This window comes from Paenibacillus darwinianus (assembly GCF_000598065.1).
Classification (GTDB): domain Bacteria; phylum Bacillota; class Bacilli; order Paenibacillales; family Paenibacillaceae; genus Paenibacillus_I; species Paenibacillus_I darwinianus.
Genome location: NZ_KK082185.1, coordinates 1 through 13,705 on the forward strand (window position 1 = coordinate 1; position 13,705 = coordinate 13,705).

Genomic DNA, 13,705 nt, shown 5'->3' on the forward strand with positions numbered 1-13,705 from the left:
AGCTCCTCCGCCGCTTCTGGCTTCATTCCGGCAAGCAGCGCGGTCGACGGCGCCAGCTCCGGCAGCCGCTCGGCGCCTATGCCCGCCAGCCGCAACGCTTCCTCGTCCCAATTCCGCGTATGAAGATTGTAGAAGCCGGTGCCGCCGGCTACTGACTCATCCATCGGGACCGGGCGTCCGAACCATCCATGCAGGACATGCTCCTTGATGCCGATGAACCGGTGCGCGCGACGGAATGATTCGGGTTGTTCCGCGCGGAGCCAAAGCAGCTTCGAGAAGGGGGTCATGGCATGGACCGGCACCCCCGTGCGTGCATACAAGCCCGCCGCGGTTCCGTCCTCCCGAAGCGCCCGCGCGTAAGGCGCGGCGCGCAAATCCGCCCATGTGAGGCAGGGCGTAATCGGCCTGTTGTCCGCTCCGACCGCGATCAGTGCGTGCATCGCCGAGCTGAACGCCACCGCTAGCACACGCACTTGCGCACGGGCGGCGCAGTCGGCCGCTTCCCTGACCGCATCGCGGACGGCTGCCGCGATCCGATCGGGATCCTGCTCGGCATAGCCGGGGGCGGTGGTGAGCAGCGGGTAACCGCGTTCCGCTCTCGCCACAATGCGCGCTCCGGTGTTCAACCTTGTTTCTCCCGTACCTTGCCGTAAAATACTGTCTGTCGCAATCGCCAGCACTTTGGCGCTAGTCGTGCCTAAATCGACCGAAAGTATGACCGACGATTGCTGCGGGCCGCCTCCGTTCATGTCCATCTCCCTTTGTCCGCCATAAAGCGGACTGTCACTGAAACCCATTCTATTGCAGGGCGGACGATCATGCAACCGGAAGCAAAAAAGCTTCTCCCCGCCTAACACGGAGAGAAGCTATTCAAGCCATTTATAAAGCCCGCTTGCCTTCATCGCTTCTTCATCACCCTCACATTTCAAGCTGCAGCATCTCCGTCCGCAGCGCAGCCAAACGTTCCTTGACCGCGGCCGCCTCCTCGACTCGTCCCTCGCGCAGCGCCTCCGACAGCGAGGCCAATTCGTAATCGATCTCAAGACGCAGAACCGGAACGCGTTCCTCCGCCCGTTTCGATTGGAAGGCCTGCATCATCTCCTCGGTCGAGATACTTGTTTTCTTCTGATAAATGATCCGATGCTCCATACCCGACACCTCCACCAGACGGATGATTTCACCGAACATAATGCTCTCGATCACGATTTGCCTGTCTTTAATCCTTTTTACCACAGCATGGCCGCGCGAATCGTTAATCAGCCTTTCAAGCAGCACAGACAGCTTTTCGTCTTTGATCACGTAGTCTCCGACAATTTTGTAGCGGCTCCTGATGCGCTGGAACCGCAGCTTTACAAGCTTGCGGCCCGTGCGGATCGAGATGAGAAACTGCGCCTCGGTCTCGCTCCAATAAAGGGAGTAGCCCGCCTGGATCAAATCCCGGATCAGATTGTGGATTTGCCGGCGGTCAAATCGAATTTCAAGGTTGCAATATTCCACTTCATAGCTCTTGTTCACGGCAATTCCTCCCCCATTGAACGTTGACGAAATGTTCTGACAATTTGTGCTTACCATTCAGTTTATACTCCATTTTATGTTCTGGCAACTTGGTTTATTGACTTTTTTAAACTCCGCCCGGATTAATCCGAATTAAACGTTCAAAATGAAAGCGCAAAATAAGAAAAACCGTTCCGGCAGCCCGCGTCATGTTATAATAATATGGACTTGGGCTTATTTGCGATAATAGGGGCACAAAAGTCTGAACGCGCTGTTCACTTGAATCGGTTTCATGAACATAAAGAAGGAGTTGAACCTGATGACCATTGATCTGCAATCGGGAACGCGCGCCGGAAGGCAGCCCGCAGAGCTCCCTTTTCCCGGCTTCGGTCCGGAAGATTTCGACGTGTTTGCCGTCCCCGGTCTGGAAGGCCGGATGTCCGCGCTGATCGAGCGGGTCCGCCCAAAGCTGGCGATGCTCGGCGAGCGGCTGACGCCTTACTTGACCGTGCGCTGCGGCGAGGAGATGTTTCCGCATGTCGCCAAGCACGCGCGCCGGACGATTAATGCCCCAAACGACACCTGGGTAGCGTTTGCCAACAACAAGCGAGGCTACAAAGCGCATCCGCATTTTCAGATCGGAATGTTCGGGACGCATTTGTTCGTGCTTTTCGCGGTTATTTACGAATCGACGAACAAGGACGTGCTCGCGCGCAACGGATTGAAGAAGCTGAACGAAATCCGCACAACGATCCCGAATCATTTCGTCTGGTCCGGCGACCATATGCAGCCCGAAGCCACCCGCCACGACGCGATGAAAAAGGCCGATCTCGAAGCGCTGTTCAAACGGCTCCAGACGGTGAAGGCGTCGGAGCTGCTGTGCGGTATCCATATCGACCGCAACGATCCGATCGCCGCAGACGGCGAGGCGTTTATCGCCAAGGCGGAGGAAACGTTCGACACGCTGATGCCGCTGTATCGCATGGCGTTCTGAAGCATTTCCCCAAAGCGGCATACGCTCGCAGCTTGCCGCGCATACCATTCAGGGCCGCTCGGCAGCCGCATGTTCTGAGAAAAAAGCTCCGCCGACGCGGGGACAATCCTTGACGGATCGTCCCGCGTCGCGCGGAGCTTTTCAGCCGGGCGTCATTCCGCGCCGGCCATCTTTTTGTCCGCCACACGGAAGCCCGAGAGCAGCAGCAGCGCCATGAGCGACAAAATGCCGCCGACGATAAGAGGCAGCGTCAGCTCAATCCGGAACAGGCCGGCCGCTACAAGCGGACCGATAATCCGCCCGAGGCTGTCCATGGAGGAGCTCAGCCCCGAGGCCACCCCCTGACCGACCTTCGTCTTCTGCGTGATCAAAGACGTGACGCACGGCCGGATCAGCGCGTTGCCGACACCGAAAATAGCCAGGAACAAGGTGGCCGTCCATAGCGAATGCGCAGTGACGAGCAGGAAGAAGCCGATGGCCGATATGACAAGCCCCGCCGCAATGTACGCCGGTTCCTGTCCGCTTTTGACACGCCGCCGCACGACGCCCCCCTGTACCAGTGCGCCGACAAGCCCGCATACGAAGAACATAATACCGAATTGGTACGGGGTTACGGCGAAGCGCGCCATGCCGAAAAATTGCAGCGTCGACTCCAATCCGGCAAGCGAGAACGTTACGAAAAATGCCAGCACGTACAAGTACTTGAGCGGTCCTGTAAAAGCCGTCCAGCGCGAGGGCGCCTTCTCTGTGCTGACGTGCCGCTTCTCCTCGGGAAGCGATTCCTTCAGCATAATGAGCGCGAGCCCAAAGATGATGGCCGCAAGCGCCGCGGCCGCGAAGAATGGCGTCTCCAGCGAAATCCGGCTCAGGAAGCCGCCGAACGCCGGTCCGAACGTAAATCCGAGGCCGATCGACATGCCGACAAGACCCATGCCTTTCGTCCGCTGCTCGGGCGGCGTGATGTCCGCGACATAGGCCACGATCACGGACGTAACCGCGCCCGAGAACAATCCGCCGAGCACCCGGGAAGCATACATCAGCGACAGGTTGTCGGACGCAAGACCGAACAGCAGAAAGCTGGCCGCGAAGCCGAGTACGCCGATAAGGATGATCGGCCGCCGCCCGATCCGGTCCGACAAACCGCCCCAGATCGGGGACAATAAAAAGGACACGGCCGAGTAAATCGACAGCATCAACGCGTTATGAATTTCCGCTTTTCCGGGATCGACGCTTTTCACCAGCTCCGGCATAACCGGTATGATGATGCCAAAGCCGATGAACACGGTCATTAGCATGACCATGACCACGGCGAGTTGTTTGTTCAACATGTCTGTCTTCCCTCCACCCGCATATCGTACCATAACTGCAGGGCGTTGAGAAATGAACAAATGAAGAACATGAATTCGTGGCCATTTTTCACCTTGCCGACTTGCATTCCCCCCCGTATTTGCTATACTCAACCTTGTTTGGCTTACTTCATAGGAAAGGCTGGGATGCCGCGATGGATCACCGATCCACTCCGCTGTTCAGCGCCCTTCGCAAGCACGCGGAGAACAATCCCGTTCAGTTTCATATTCCCGGACACAAGAAAGGGATGGGCAGCGACCCGGAATTCCGTTCCTTCATTGGAGACAATGCGCTGTCGATCGACTTGATCAATATTGCCCCGCTCGACGATCTGCACCAGCCGACCGGCGTCATCGAGGAGGCTCAGAAGCTGGCGGCCGATGCCTTCGGCGCCGATTATACGTACTTCTCGGTGCAGGGAACGAGCGGCGCCATCATGACGATGATCCTTACCGTCTGCGCGCCGGGCGATAAAATCATCGTTCCGCGCAACGTGCACAAATCAATTATGTCCGCCATTATTTTCGCCGGCGCCCGGCCTATCTTCATTTCGCCCGCCCGCGACGAGCATCTCGGCATCGATCACGGCATCACGACCCGTTCGGTACGCCGCGCATTGGACAGGCACCCGGACGCGAAGGCGGTCGTCGTCATTAATCCGACCTATTTCGGCATCTGCGCAAACCTGAAGGAAATCGTCGATCTCGTCCACGAATACGATATCCCGGTGCTTGTCGACGAAGCGCACGGCGTGCTTATTCATTTCCATGAGAAGCTGCCGATTTCCGCCATGCAGGCCGGCGCCGATATGGCCGCCACCAGCGTGCACAAGCTCGGCGGTTCCATGACGCAAAGCTCGGTGCTGAACGTTCGCGCAGGCCGCATTAATCCGTACCGCGTACAGACGATCATCAGCATGCTTACCACCACGTCGACCTCTTACATTTTGCTGTCATCGCTCGACACGTCTCGCCGCCATCTGGCCCTGCACGGTCACGAGCTGGCGGAGCAGGCACTTGGGCATGCCGGGTACGCCAGGGAAGAAATCAACAAGATTCCCGGCTTGTACTGTTTTGGGGAAGATATCCTCGGCGGCGAGGCTACCTACGATTACGATCCGACCAAGCTGACGATTCATGTCCGTCACCTCGGCATTACCGGGTACGAGACCGAGAATTGGCTGCGCGAGCATTACAATCTGGAAGTCGAGCTCAGCGATATGTACAATATCCTGTGCCTGGTCACGCCGGGCGACACCCGCGAGACGATCGACACGCTGCTTGCCGCGCTCCGCGACATGTCCGAGCAGTACCACCAAAAGAGCGAAGTGCAGGAACTGGTTGTTAAAATCCCGGAAATCCCGCATTTATCTCTCACGCCCCGCGAAGCGTTCTACGGGCAAACCGAGATCGTGCCTTTCAAGGAATCGGCCGGCCGGATTATCGCCGAATTCATCTATGTGTATCCGCCGGGCATTCCGATATTACTTCCTGGGGAGGTCATTTCGCAGGAGAACATCGATTACATCGTCGATCATGTCGACGTCGGCCTGCCGGTCAAAGGACCCGAGGACCGCAGCATCGAGTTCGTGAAGGTGATTTTCGAGGAAGAAGCCATTTCTTAAAGTCCTTGTCCCTGTCCTGATCAAAGCGCTGCGAAAAAGGGCACCCGCTCTCGAAAGCATTCGCTTTCTTAACGGGTGCCCTTACATTCGTTATCGCGATCGGCTCCTGCGCTCAATATTGGTCCCTCACTTCCATAAGAGGCAGCCGGCTCAGCAGCATTCGGCCCAAATCCTCCGCAACCTCGCTTTCACCGATCTGAAACAGTCTTTGCACATAATCGGTATCGTATAAGTCCTCCGCACTAAGCAGCGTCGATTTGCCGGATTGCATGCAGATGACCATGGGCTTGCCGAAAAACTGACTCGTGTACACGATGGAAAAATCGAATCTGGCCTGCTCCGTCACGCATCCCACAAAATGCACCTCAGCCCTTTCGGTCACATCGTACAAGGATTCGAGCACTGTCAAAACCTCCTCGTCATATTTGTCAGAATAGTCTTACTATTATATCACCAAGTTCACCGGTTTGCAATCGCTTTCAAAAAAACATCGTATTGTCTTCGTTACTTTTCGGTGCTATCCTAGTAACGGGGGTGGATAGGTATGAGTCAAAGCGCTTACATCCGTTTCGTTAACGGCTCGGCCGTCGAACAGCTTACGCTGGACGGCGTCAAGGAACGGCTTGGCCGATACCGTGAGCAAACGACACTAACCGGCAGGCAGCTCGATTGGGAATATGCGGACGCCGCCTTTCCTTATACGATCGAAACGAAGCCCGGCGAAGAAGACCGGTGGTTTTATCTAAAGGGCGCCGACCCTCTCTATCGTTACCTTGTAATCGGCGTAGACCAGACGGAAGAGAACGGGAAAGACGTTCACTTCGTTCAGGTCGTATTGCCCGACGACGCCACGCACGGCGACAAAGCCAAAGGCAATGAGTTCTGCAAATACCTGGCCAAACATCTGCAGGCAGAGCTGAAGATGTTCAATGGCCGCACCATCTATTACAATCCGCGCAAATGACGCAAAAACGGCTTGCAATCCTGGCGACTGCAAGCCGTTTTTCTATATCCCGGACGTTTCAATTCTCCTGCTGGGCGATTTCCTCGTAAATTTTGGTCACGCGATCCCACTCGGCATCGTCCTCGATCCCGACCAGGAAAGCTTCCTCGTTCTCCTCTTCGATACGGAAAATGACGCCGTCCGCTTCCGGATCGTTGCGGTCGAGCAATACGGCATATACCTTCTCCTCCGACTCGAACGTATAGACCATGACCATCTCACGTTCTTTGCCCTCGTCGTCCTCAACCAGAAATACATGCTCTTCGTGCTCGTGGTCATGATCGTGGTCGTGTCCGCAGCCGCAATCGTCGCCGTGTTTATGCTCGCTCATGCCATACCCTCATTTCGTTCGCAAAGTTTTTTCCTCCCGTATCGTACCATGCGGGACTGCCCGGGTCAAACAGAGGGCGCCGCTCCGCCTGACCGGCTGGAGCGACGCCCTTTGTCGTCTTATTCGGCGATAATCAGTTTCTCGGAAACGAGATTCCACTCGTCGCTTCTGCTCGGCTTCATGTACATCCGTACCGGGTAATTGCCGCTTGAGTCGAACAGGTAGCGAACCTCTTTCGTGCGGAACCAGAAGTTATCCTTCTGAGAGGCGACCTCCTGCGATTGGATCAGATCTTCCTTGCCGTCGGGGCCGGCGATGACGATTTTGAACGCCGATATGTCCGTTGTCAAGCTGTCCACCTGGGCCCAGGCCGAGAAGGTCACCTTACTGCCTTTGTTTACTTTGCCGAAAACGGTGGTGTCCTTAAACAAAAACATATGCACGTTCGGTTTGTTCAGGGCCACTCTCTTGGTTGACTCGTCCCAGCTGATCAGCGACTGCAACGCACCGGCGATCTGGCGGAGAGGCAAATACGTCTTGTTTTCCTCCAAAAGCCCGGTCTCGTTCAATTCCGAACCGTTAACGATGACCTTCACTCTCTGGCTGGCCGCGTCCGCTAATATCATCGTGCCGCCCCATATGGAGAGAAGCACGACCAGAACAAGCAGCTTCTTCAGCTTCATGCACTAACCTCCATCCGAATATATCTGGATGTATGGTTATACTCCCCAGCCTATTCGAAGTTGCGCCTCTGCAAAAAAAATTTTCCTGCCGATTTCGTCGGCTTCTGTTGAACGTTGCGCTTCCCCGGGAAATGTTAGCCATTACCCTACCGTGCGGGTTAGCATGCAGGGGACTCCCCTTCCGACCGCACCGGGCACCCGCATCCTCTCCCGGTATTGGATACCTCTGGCGCATGGTGTGGGACATGCTTCGCAGGTTGCGGACAATACCATTTTCATGCGGATCGTTTGGCGGTCGGAGTGCGCCTTTTTCTTCTTAGCCGCTTTCGCCTTGCTCATCGCTGCTGGCCCCTTTCGCGTATCTGATCCATTGTATGATTCGCCTATGGGTGCGGAAGCGGCTACTATCACGAATTATCAGGTTTTTAAGCGATCGTTCTTTTATTTCGAAAGTAAAAATGTTACATTTTATAAAAATGACGCAGGGGGCAACGGCTTTGGACATTCTCATGCTCGGAACGGGAAGCGCTTGGGCAAAAAAGTATTACAATAACAACGCACTTCTGTTCGTGGACGGATTTACGCTTATGGTCGATTGCGGCATAACGGCCCCGGCCGCGCTTCACGCGCTCGGCAAGCCGATTGATGAGATCGACGCGTTGCTGGTGACGCACATCCACGGCGACCATGTCGGCGGCCTGGAGGAGACCGCGTTCCGGATGCGATTCCAATTTCAGAAGAAGCCTGTTCTGTTCGTTCCGGCCAAGCTGGTTGAGCCGCTGTGGGAGCATACATTGAAGGGCGGCTTGCAGCAGCGGGAGGATGAAACGCTTAATGATTTTTTCGAGGTGAGGCTGATTGAGGAGGGAGAGGCGATTGAACTCCATCCGGGGCTGCAGGTTGAATTGATCCGAACGGAGCACGTTCCGGGCAAGATCAGCTATTCGCTGCTATTGAACGATTCCTTCTTTTATTCATCCGATATGCAGTTCGCTCCCGAACTCGTCACCCGCATGGTGCGCGAGAAAGGCTGCACCGTCTTTCACGATTGCCAGCTGACGCCGCCGGGCGTCGTGCACGCCGCGCTGGAGGAGCTCCTTACGTTGCCCGAGGACGTGCAGGAGAAGATTTACCTCATGCACTACCCGGACAACAAGGACGAGTTCACCGGCAAGACCGGCCTGATGCGGTTCGTCGAGCAGCATCGCAGATATAGCATTTAATAGGCAAAAGGACCGGACCTTCAATTGGCGAAGGCACGATCCTTTTTTGTCTTAGCGAATGAACCGGCCTGATTGCCCTCTGCGCGGCCATGGTTCTACCGCCCCAAGGTCGGCAACGAACTTTCCGTCCCAATGCCGGTTTCGAAAGAGCCGGAAGGTTTTACAATCGTCTCCCCCTTCCCCTCCTCCGATGGTCCGTATAGATCGTCAAACACAGATTCCGGATACACGGAACCGAATACGCTATCCGTTACGGTTGTTCGTGCCTGCTGCGGATGCGCCCATGCGGGCCTGACGCAGCCGGACGTGCCGGCGGCCAACAGCAGCATGCCGAGTATGGTTAGGATCATGCGTTTCATTGCGCTGTCACTCCCAATTCCCGATATAGCGGGTTATGGGAGCAGTATGACCGTACGCCGGCTTTTTAAACCGGTTAGGGGCGTTTGCGCCAGACGAACTTTTCATCATATTTAAAGCTGTCCCGTATCAACATCCGCCATATGCCGACGACTGCTATACCGATAATGAAAAACAAACCGATCAGCCACACGGCGAGCATGATCGCTTCCTTCAACATCCGTAGACCGCCTCCCAGTGAAATCCGCTTACTGATACGTATGCCGCCGCAGGCGAAAAAAGTCGCCGCCCCGCCGCATAACCGCACATCGCTCAGCCAAAGGGGGGATGCCGGGTCCGGAAGCGGTTCAGCCGGTCCGACATTTTTTTGCAACATTTTTTGCAATCAGGGGTTGACTCGCTTGCTGAAAGTTGATATATTATTACTTGTCGCTACGACGTGATCTGTTAGCTCAGCTGGGAGAGCACCATCTTGACAGGGTGGGGGTCAGTGGTTCGAGCCCACTACAGATCACCATACATAAACGCCGAAACCCCTTGATCTTCAAGGGGTTTTTTTGTTACATGAAGTTTTGAGCCCCCTCTCCTTGCAAAGCTTCCCTAAAACCTCCGGAGTCACGGGCATGCAAATTTATGGACCGCTTCAGCCCAATGATCCGTTTGAACAAACGCGACAAGTGAACAAGTTCGTGGCCGAATATATTTTGCAGCAGATGCCGGAGAAGGTTACACTGGAGAGAGCAGGATGGCCGCTCCTTATTCGGTGCGCGCCCGCCTCTCGCGACCGTGTCGACACCGGTAAGATGACAGGAAATACGGGAAGGCATTCATCCCCGTGACTTTACGATCGGATCGGTACCGGAGCGGATCCCGAACATCGCTAAATTACAAACCCGTCAACCATTCGAGCTGTTCTTGCAACCTTTATTCAGAAGGCTGCGTCTAGGAGTACAGAAAGTGCACAGCCAATGAATCATTAAGTATAGGGGGAAAAGATCATGAAAAAAAGGCAATCTTTACTCGTCTTGCTGTCCGTTCTCACGCTGTTTATGGCTTGGGGTCAATCCGCACGGGCGTTCTCGGACATGAGCGGCGATCCGAACGCGGATAAAATCAACGCCTTGCAAGAGAGAGGCATTCTGAAGGGAGATTCGAACGGAAAATACAATCCCGGAGGCAATCTGACCTATGCGGCAGGTGTTTCCATAATCGTGAAGGGCTTCGGGCTCAATATCGACAATCTCCGTTTCGTCAAGGAGCCGAAGGCTACCCATTATTTCCCGAATTTGAAGGACGACGCCTGGTACACCGACACTTTTATTATCGCACAACACAATGGGCTCGAGATTCCCAAGGATGTTAAAGCCGACCAGATCATGACCCGCGAGCAATTCGCCTATCATCTGTTCCAAGGCATGATGCGGACCGGCGAGTATTTCTTCACGGAGCAATACATGGATTTTGCAGATGAAGCCGCCGTTAATCCTCTCTACATGAACAGCATCCAGAAGCTTCTCATCTCGGCAATCATCAGCCTTGACGAGAAGCGCATGTTTTATCCGAAGGCGACGATCACCCGCAGCGCCGCAGCCGGTTGGCTTCACGATGCGATCAGCTTTGTGGGGGAAAAGCAAGCGGGCACCCCCTCGAAACCAAGTCCGCTATCTAATATGAAGCTGGAAACGAAAGCGGTGAATGCGAATGTGAACGAGGTGACGGTAAAAGCGGACGCGCCGCATCCGGGTTACGGTATCCGCATCTCTTCAATCGTGTTCGAAGGCGATCGCGCAATCATTCATACGGAAACCGTCATGCCGGAACCGGACAAAATGTATCCGCAAGTCATTACGGAAGTCAAAACGACAACTTATATAAGTACTGCCTACAAGCCAGTGCTGGCCGAAGCGCCGCAAAGTCGGAACGCCGCGAGCTCCAGCTTCGGCAGCCGAGCCTAAGAACGCATCGACGAAATTTAGCGGACTTGGTCAGCCGTGTGATCGTCATTTCATGTCTTTCGGAAAGGGAGGCAGACACCATTCGATCTCCTCGCTCCCGAAGGAACGCAGATGGGCATTCGCGCGCGAGAATGGCCGGCTCCCAAAAAAACCGCGCCGCGCAGCAAACGGACTGGGGTGCGGGCTAGCGATAACCGCGTGCCGGCCAGCATCGATGAAAGCCGCTTTAGCCTGCGCATACTTCCCCCATAAAATAAAAACCACCGGCTTCTCCCGCGCACCCAAGGCCGTCACGATCCGGTCGGTGAACCGTTCCCATCCCAACCCCTGATGAGAGTTGGCTTTGCCCGCTTGCACCGTCAATACCGCGTTCAATAGCAGTACCCCTTGCCGCGCCCATGGTATCAGATTACCATGATCCGGGATCGGGCAGCCGAGATCGTCGTGAAGCTCTTTATATATATTTTGGAGCGACGGTGGAATCCGCACGCCCGGGTTTACGGAAAAGCTGAGACCTTGCGCTTGGCCCAAGCCATGATAAGGATCCTGTCCCAGGATGACGACCTTGGTGCCGGCATAAGACGTATAATCCAGCGCATTAAAAATGTCGGACGATGCGGGATATACACTGCCCAATTCATATTCCGCTTCCAGCCTCTCCCGCAGCGCGATTAAATACGGCTGTTCCATTTCCGCAGCCAGAAGCTCCTGCCAATCGTTGCGAAAATCCGTCCCAAAGCTCATACGATCCCCCGCTCCCTGTCATTTTCCATCTCGTGCGTCCGATGTTATCATGGGATACGAAGCTTGTCAAAAGCATACCGGACTCTTAGAACGGCAAAGAGCCGCCAGCAGGGCTGAACGGCTTTTTGCCGCCTTTGGTCTACAACACGCCTGCGGTAGTCCGCTTAGCGGCCAGTCGGGTAGTACAGCCCTTTGGCAACGCTATGAGGTGCGGGCTTAACGACCTTTCCTTCCGGAATGTCTTTGCGGTGCGCTCTCGCTACAGGCGCGCTAGGGAGCGCTTTGGACGGATGGCGCTCGAAAAACACTTGATAGGTGTCCTCATCGAACCATTCCACCTTTTCCATGTGGACAAGGTATCCCCGTTTTAAAGACCCTGTATAGGGACAAAGCGAACAATACGCCTAGCACAATAAACGCAGCGGTTTTATAACTGGTTTAAAAGGCGCCCAAAGCAGTTCCCGCCAATAGAGGAATGATGAGCACCAGATGACAAGGACAAGTTAGGAAAGCTAATACTCCCCAACCCCAACCTTTCTTTGATTCTTTCTCCATGAAATTTCCTCTCCCTTCATGTCTTTCATGAGTTATGCACTTGCAGGTAGAACATGGGAAAAAGCAGATTCTCCCCAGAACATTCGAATCTCATTAGGCCAAAATAACTGAATAAGTCTTGCAAAGCGTACTGCCTCTGTGCCAATATCAAGAGAGATCGTCTGAGTCCCTGAGCGGGTTTTGGAGCGGATCTGACAACGAGTGTGGAAGAGGCAGCGGACCATTTCACCGTGGGTGCAGCCATCGCCATCACTCGTTTTTTCTTTGTTCATTTCCCAATGTGCAAATCCAAGTAAAGTATCCGCAGCGAAGAGCAACTCTAAATGCGCGTGATGATGTTCTTCGGTGGTTGAATGGCACTTGGCCAATCCTAAATTTTGTTTAGCCCGTCGAAAGAACACTTCAATCCGCCAACGTTTGGCATACACGTGCAACACTTCGTCTGCAGCGTCGGCTCGATTACTGATTAGCACATAAGCGCCACGGTACGTTGCTGGCTTATCCTCATCTGTGTCTTCCAGTTCTGCTGCTTCAGGCTCTTCATCTTCTTTAAGTCGCATGGCGACAACAGCAGCGATCGCGGTGTAGCGATATTTCTTTATATGTTCCCCTTTGCGATTGCTAACGAAGTGTGGCATTTTCATGTAGATATCAGGTACGGAAATGCCAACTAAACCAACCTGGCCTTGTTTGGACAGCGATGTGAATACCTCTTTAATGAGCATGGCTGGATTGACGGGTTCATAGCGTTCCCGGCCTGTCAGAGGGTGAATCTGTTTTCGGAACAAGGCCGTGTTTCGCTTGGCCTTGGTGACCCAGTCGAATCGATTGCCCGTAAGAAAGTTAAAGAAGTCCTTACACAAATACCACCGGTCCATAGCGACCCACAGACGACATTTTGTCGATTGCCGTAAGGCAAGAAGCATCTCCTTCGCCAAGTCTAGTTTCGTAGGGCCATCGCCTTTAACGGCAGGCTTCCGCCAAACCTTGTAAGAAAGCGGGTACTCCAATCCGTTTCGTAGAACGGCATGAAGAACAACAAGATTCATACCCCAAACACTGATTTTCTGAGATGAATCATAGAGCCAGCAAAGGAAAGAGAGCATTTTGCCGAAAGGGTGATCAATGACGCTATCATCCAAGTCAACGACATCGCCTTCTTGTAGTGCAGTCTCGGAATCTTGTTGCAATCGAGCAACGCGCTTATGACCAAACAAGGCCCAATTGAACTTACTCGTTAGAAATCTACTTAACGTATGTTGAGCAAGATTCCATTGCTGGAGTAAAGGTTGAAGTAAAGCGTCCCTACTCGCAAGCTTTGACATTTGAAGAACGGATGTACACTGAGCAATGAGACCGACCATGTATAAGAAGGCGACAATCCAAGTGGGCGTT

At 54.3% G+C, this 13,705-nt stretch carries 18 protein-coding genes and 1 tRNA gene; 7 read left to right on the top strand and 12 right to left on the bottom strand.

Going from position 1 to position 13,705, the window contains the following annotated elements; translation table 11 throughout:
- On the bottom strand, nucleotides 1–749 hold a 749-nt coding region (locus BG52_RS11810), incomplete at its 3' end, for an FGGY family carbohydrate kinase (protein ID WP_036667320.1).
- Nucleotides 750–918: 169 nt separating this feature from the next.
- Nucleotides 919–1,515: a hypothetical protein gene (locus BG52_RS11815; protein WP_036580490.1), complete on the bottom strand. Its 597-nt coding sequence runs from the start codon at nucleotides 1,513–1,515 to the stop codon at nucleotides 919–921.
- 298 nt (nucleotides 1,516–1,813) lie between these two features.
- On the opposite strand from BG52_RS11815, the gene BG52_RS11820 reads away from it, so the two are divergent.
- Nucleotides 1,814–2,488 (top strand): YktB family protein, encoded by a 675-nt coding sequence (locus BG52_RS11820; RefSeq protein WP_081793835.1) that lies wholly within the window; start codon nucleotides 1,814–1,816, stop codon nucleotides 2,486–2,488.
- Between the two features lie 152 nt (nucleotides 2,489–2,640).
- On the opposite strand, the gene BG52_RS11825 is transcribed toward BG52_RS11820, so the two are convergent.
- A complete protein-coding gene (locus BG52_RS11825) occupies nucleotides 2,641–3,813 on the bottom strand; it encodes a tetracycline resistance MFS efflux pump (protein ID WP_036580532.1) in 1,173 nt (390 codons plus the stop codon).
- Nucleotides 3,814–3,989: 176 nt separating this feature from the next.
- Between BG52_RS11825 and BG52_RS11830 the strand changes: the two genes are divergently transcribed.
- Complete coding sequence (locus BG52_RS11830; protein ID WP_036580493.1) at nucleotides 3,990–5,459, top strand: aminotransferase class I/II-fold pyridoxal phosphate-dependent enzyme; 1,470 nt, start codon at nucleotides 3,990–3,992, stop codon at nucleotides 5,457–5,459.
- Between the two features lie 112 nt (nucleotides 5,460–5,571).
- On the opposite strand, the gene BG52_RS11835 is transcribed toward BG52_RS11830, so the two are convergent.
- On the bottom strand, nucleotides 5,572–5,862 hold the full coding sequence (locus tag BG52_RS11835) for a DUF3055 domain-containing protein (RefSeq protein ID WP_317628067.1): 291 nt from the start codon (nucleotides 5,860–5,862) through the stop codon (nucleotides 5,572–5,574).
- A gap of 141 nt (nucleotides 5,863–6,003) precedes the next feature.
- On the opposite strand from BG52_RS11835, the gene BG52_RS11840 reads away from it, so the two are divergent.
- Nucleotides 6,004–6,423, top strand: a complete 420-nt coding sequence (locus BG52_RS11840) for a DUF1885 family protein (RefSeq protein ID WP_036580496.1) — start codon at nucleotides 6,004–6,006, stop codon at nucleotides 6,421–6,423.
- Nucleotides 6,424–6,481: 58 nt separating this feature from the next.
- Here the strand turns inward: BG52_RS11840 and BG52_RS11845 are convergent, their stop codons facing one another.
- Together BG52_RS11845 and BG52_RS11850 are read right to left on the bottom strand one after the other, a co-directional pair.
- Nucleotides 6,482–6,793 (bottom strand): DUF1292 domain-containing protein, encoded by a 312-nt coding sequence (locus BG52_RS11845; RefSeq protein ID WP_036580499.1) that lies wholly within the window; start codon nucleotides 6,791–6,793, stop codon nucleotides 6,482–6,484.
- Nucleotides 6,794–6,912: 119 nt separating this feature from the next.
- A complete protein-coding gene (locus BG52_RS11850) occupies nucleotides 6,913–7,476 on the bottom strand; it encodes a stalk domain-containing protein (protein WP_036580502.1) in 564 nt (187 codons plus the stop codon).
- Nucleotides 7,477–7,973: 497 nt separating this feature from the next.
- Here BG52_RS11850 and BG52_RS11855 point away from each other — a divergent pair, with 497 nt between their 5' ends.
- Nucleotides 7,974–8,699, top strand: coding sequence for an MBL fold metallo-hydrolase (locus BG52_RS11855; protein WP_081793840.1), 726 nt, complete (start codon nucleotides 7,974–7,976; stop codon nucleotides 8,697–8,699).
- 95 nt (nucleotides 8,700–8,794) lie between these two features.
- On the opposite strand, the gene BG52_RS11860 is transcribed toward BG52_RS11855, so the two are convergent.
- Together BG52_RS11860 and BG52_RS16170 are read right to left on the bottom strand one after the other, a co-directional pair.
- The gene (locus BG52_RS11860; RefSeq protein WP_036580504.1) at nucleotides 8,795–9,058 is read right to left on the bottom strand and encodes a hypothetical protein; all 264 of its coding nucleotides are present in this window, start codon (nucleotides 9,056–9,058) and stop codon (nucleotides 8,795–8,797) included.
- Nucleotides 9,059–9,132: 74 nt separating this feature from the next.
- Complete coding sequence (locus BG52_RS16170; RefSeq protein ID WP_190287533.1) at nucleotides 9,133–9,276, bottom strand: hypothetical protein; 144 nt, start codon at nucleotides 9,274–9,276, stop codon at nucleotides 9,133–9,135.
- Between the two features lie 221 nt (nucleotides 9,277–9,497).
- Between BG52_RS16170 and BG52_RS11865 the strand changes: the two genes are divergently transcribed.
- The 3 genes from BG52_RS11865 (at nucleotide 9,498) to BG52_RS11875 (ending at nucleotide 11,011) form a co-directional block, all read left to right on the top strand.
- Nucleotides 9,498–9,573: transfer RNA gene (locus tag BG52_RS11865), tRNA-Val, on the top strand.
- A gap of 40 nt (nucleotides 9,574–9,613) precedes the next feature.
- Nucleotides 9,614–9,895, top strand: a complete 282-nt coding sequence (ligD, locus tag BG52_RS16830) for a non-homologous end-joining DNA ligase LigD (RefSeq protein WP_397309530.1) — start codon at nucleotides 9,614–9,616, stop codon at nucleotides 9,893–9,895.
- A 159-nt stretch (nucleotides 9,896–10,054) separates the two neighbouring features.
- A complete protein-coding gene (locus BG52_RS11875) occupies nucleotides 10,055–11,011 on the top strand; it encodes an S-layer homology domain-containing protein (RefSeq protein ID WP_036580506.1) in 957 nt (318 codons plus the stop codon).
- Nucleotides 11,012–11,056: 45 nt separating this feature from the next.
- Here the strand turns inward: BG52_RS11875 and BG52_RS11880 are convergent, their stop codons facing one another.
- The 4 genes from BG52_RS11880 to BG52_RS15475 form a co-directional block, all read right to left on the bottom strand.
- Nucleotides 11,057–11,755, bottom strand: coding sequence for a uracil-DNA glycosylase (locus BG52_RS11880; protein ID WP_036580509.1), 699 nt, complete (start codon nucleotides 11,753–11,755; stop codon nucleotides 11,057–11,059).
- Nucleotides 11,756–11,919: 164 nt separating this feature from the next.
- Nucleotides 11,920–12,102: a hypothetical protein gene (locus tag BG52_RS11885; RefSeq protein ID WP_036667319.1), complete on the bottom strand. Its 183-nt coding sequence runs from the start codon at nucleotides 12,100–12,102 to the stop codon at nucleotides 11,920–11,922.
- A 91-nt stretch (nucleotides 12,103–12,193) separates the two neighbouring features.
- Nucleotides 12,194–12,310 (bottom strand): hypothetical protein, encoded by a 117-nt coding sequence (locus tag BG52_RS15470; RefSeq protein ID WP_081793842.1) that lies wholly within the window; start codon nucleotides 12,308–12,310, stop codon nucleotides 12,194–12,196.
- Between the two features lie 32 nt (nucleotides 12,311–12,342).
- Nucleotides 12,343–13,705: transposase (locus BG52_RS15475; RefSeq protein ID WP_223299002.1), on the bottom strand; the 1,363-nt coding region annotated here is incomplete at its 5' end.